The organism is Elstera litoralis (genome assembly GCF_000963705.1).
Lineage (GTDB): Bacteria > Pseudomonadota > Alphaproteobacteria > Elsterales > Elsteraceae > Elstera > Elstera litoralis.
Map to the genome: position 1 here is coordinate 1 of NZ_LAJY01000491.1, position 2,717 is coordinate 2,717.

3 protein-coding genes are annotated in these 2,717 nt (G+C 64.9%); all 3 read right to left on the reverse strand.

Annotated elements, in window-relative coordinates; translation table 11 throughout:
- Nucleotides 1-1,011: lipopolysaccharide biosynthesis protein (locus VZ95_RS22265; RefSeq protein ID WP_052711856.1), on the reverse strand; the 1,011-nt coding region annotated here is incomplete at its 3' end.
- The gene (locus tag VZ95_RS16285) at nt 981-1,346 is read right to left on the reverse strand and encodes a hypothetical protein (protein WP_045776796.1); all 366 of its coding nucleotides are present in this window, start codon (nt 1,344-1,346) and stop codon (nt 981-983) included. The genes VZ95_RS22265 and VZ95_RS16285, both read right to left, overlap by 31 nt.
- Nucleotides 1,343-2,566: a glycosyltransferase gene (locus VZ95_RS16290; RefSeq protein WP_045776797.1), complete on the reverse strand. Its 1,224-nt coding sequence runs from the start codon at nt 2,564-2,566 to the stop codon at nt 1,343-1,345. The genes VZ95_RS16285 and VZ95_RS16290 overlap by 4 nt, the downstream gene beginning before the upstream one ends.
- Nucleotides 2,567-2,717 lie beyond the last annotated feature (151 nt).

The window sequence follows — 2,717 nt, forward strand, 5'->3', positions numbered from 1 at the left end:
CGTCAGAAGAGCAAGGGCCGCGAGTGCAACCGCGCCACGCGCCACCCCCACCAAACTCAGCGCGGGAACGCCCAGGATCACCAGCGTCGCGATCCCGGCGAAAGCCGCAATCGGCCACCAGCAATAGGGAATCGGCGCGGCTTTGCGCCCGAGATGGAGGAAAAGCGCGATCCGGCTGCCGTGCGCCGCCAGCGTCGCCACAATCGCCATCGCTTCGGGCGCAATCACGCCATTCAACGGCGCGATCAGCAGATAGCCGATGAGCGCGACTCCCGCGCCCAGCCAATTGACCAAGAACGGTTTTGCCCCCGTCTGCCCCAGATAGCAGCCAACATTCAGCAGGCTTGCGGCTTCGTTCAGGGCAATCGCGAGCGCGAGCGGCGCGATCCAACGGCCTGCGGCATGAAAACTCGGCGGGGTGAGCGCTTCCACCAGCAGCGGGCCGAGCAAGCTGGTGGTGGCAACGGCCAAGGTGAGAAGCAGCAACCCCGCCCCCACCGCCTGTGCCGACCGGCCACGCCCGGCAGCGGTTTCCATCCAGGCAATCCGGCGCGGATACCACCAGAGGGCAAAGGGTTGTAGAATGAGCGAAACCACCAGCGCGAATTTCGCCGCTAAAGCATAATGGGCCAGCGAGGCCGCCGGGATCACGGCGACCAGAAACCAGCGGTCGCAGCTCCCCAGCACAAACCCGGCCCCGCCGCCCGCCGCCAACGGCACGCCGTAGCGGAGCGGTTGACGCCACTGCGCGGGCCGGATCTCGATGCCAAAGCGACGGATCGTGACAAGGACCAGAACCAGCGCCGTTATAATGTCCGCACCCAAGGTCGCCAGCGCAAGGCCGGTCACGCCTCCGTCATAGAGCGCCGCCACCGCGATAAACCCGGCCTGAAGCAGCGCCCGCCCAACGAGCCCCAGCGCAAAGCTACGGCTCTGCCCGGCATAGCGGAACGCCGCGAGCGGCACTTCCAGGCAGGCGATCAGCGCAAGCGAGGCCACGAGCGCGTGCAAGGCGAGACGCGGAACGCCGAAGGCAGTATCGGCAAAAGCGCCACGATGGTTTGTCCCACGGCCAGAAAAACAACCGCCGCCGTAAGCGCTAGGCCCAGGAGCCGCGCCGGCGTCCTCGGCGCCGTTGGGGTGAAGCGATAGAGGCTATCGGCCAATCCCAACCCGAGGGCGAGCCCGCCGAGATCGGCTAGGGTTGCCAGTAAATCCCACTGCGCGTATCCCGCCGGCCCGAGGGCGCGGGTTAGCAGCGGCAGCAGCGCAAACGCCAGCGCCTTGCTCACCGCCAGCGCGAGCGCATAGGGCAGCATTTGCCGCAGGAGGGTCTGCGCCGTCATGCGAGCCCCCGATGCCGGAAGCGCTTAAAGCTCGGCCCGCCCGCAGGCTGCGTTTGTTGAATCGCCGCCGAAAGGTCAAAGGCTTGGTGCCAGTCGGTGAACAGCGAACACAGGCGTTGGCGACCGGCATTGCCCATCCGCCGACGCTCCAAGGGGCTCAAAGCCTCCATCGCCAGTAGGACCCGCGTCAAAGCGTCTTGATCGCCCCTGGGAAACAGAAACCCGGTATCGACGGCCACCATTTCCTTCAGCCCCATGAACGCGCTGGCAATCACCGGCAACGCCATGGCCATCGCCTCTTTGGCGACGACGGGGCCGCTATCGCGCTCGCCGTTGGCGGCTTCCTTGAAGGGGCAAATCAAGGCCCGATAGGCGGGGCCTTCGGCGGCGATCCAGGTGCTCGGCTTTGCCCCGAGGAACCGGACCTGCGCCGCCAGATCGAGGGCGGCGACCTGGGCTTCCAAACTGGCGCGCAGCGGACCGTCGCCGACAATATCCAAGGCTAAGGCGATACCCTGCTGCTGACGCGCCTGGGCGAGGGCCGCCAAAAGATCCGCCCCGCCTTTTGCCTCCACCAAGCGACCGATAAACAGGTAGCGGCCATTGTCGGGCGTCAACCCGCTCCGGGGGCGAAACCGCGTGGGATCCACCCCGCAAATCACCCGCCGCACCAGGGTTTCAGGGGCAAGCCGCTTAAACTCGTCGCTCATGTCGCGGCAGGTGGAGGCCGCAAAATCGACCGCGCTTAGCTTTTGTGGCAGATCCTCGGGTTCGGCATAAATATCGTGCCCGTGCCCGGTAAAGGACACCCCGAGCCCCGCCCAGCGCGCGGCGACAATGGCATGAGAGGCGGCTCCTCCGGCAAAATGCGCATGGAGATGCTCGCAGCCGTTGGCACGGGCGAGAGCAGCCACCTTCCAGGCATTCCACAGCAGACTGCGACGGGGCGATTTGCATTGTGCAAACCAGAATGCAAGACCGCGCGGGGCGGAAAGCGACGGGGCAAGGGCCGCCCGCAGCGCCAATTCGCCCGGCTGATCTGGCAAATACAGGGCGCTTTCGACCAATGGCAGATCGATCTCTTGACCAGGAAAAGTCTTTGGCGTCAGGACGATAGGAACAATCCGGTGCCCGCGCTTCTGCATGGCGCGCATCTCGGTTCCGATAAAGGTTTCCGACAGAACGGGAAAAGCAGCCAGAATATAACCGATGGTCTTCATAGGGCCTCCTGAGGGGCTGGGCTGGTCTAACCGTTGCAAGGGATGCGGCAGACACGCGGGGGACGGGGACGAGATTTCGTTACCAATGCCCATCGCAAACCAGATGCCAGTTCTTGAGACCTCAGGAGACAAGCAATGACAAAAACAGTAA